Raw genomic sequence first — 361 nt, forward strand, 5'->3', positions numbered from 1 at the left:
TGCAGGGCTGCGCGAGTCGATGGAAGCCCAACATGTGGCCATGGCCCTCGGTGCGCTCGCGAAGTGGCCGGACGAGGCCAACGCGCGTGAAGCGGTGCTGTGTCTGGCCGGTCATCTGGCATTGCAGGCCAGGCTGCGCGAGTCGATGGAAGCCCAACAGGTGGCCAACGCGCTCAATGCGCTCTCGAAGTGGCCGGACGAGGCCGGCGCGCGTGAAGCGGCGCTGCGCCTGGCCGGTCGTCTGGTATTGAATGCCAGGCTGCGCGAGTCGATGGAAGCCCAACAGGTGGCCAACGCGCTCAATGCGCTCGCGAAGTGGCCGGACGAGGGCGGCGCCCGGGACGCGGCGTTGAGGCTGGCC

At 69.3% G+C, this 361-nt stretch carries 1 pseudogene; it reads left to right on the top strand.

Annotated features, from left to right (window positions below):
* A pseudogene (locus EVC45_RS45225) lies at positions 1 to 361 on the top strand (hypothetical protein); the annotation flags it as partial.

It is taken from the genome of Paraburkholderia sp. UYCP14C (genome assembly GCF_004197395.1).
Classification (GTDB): domain Bacteria; phylum Pseudomonadota; class Gammaproteobacteria; order Burkholderiales; family Burkholderiaceae; genus Paraburkholderia.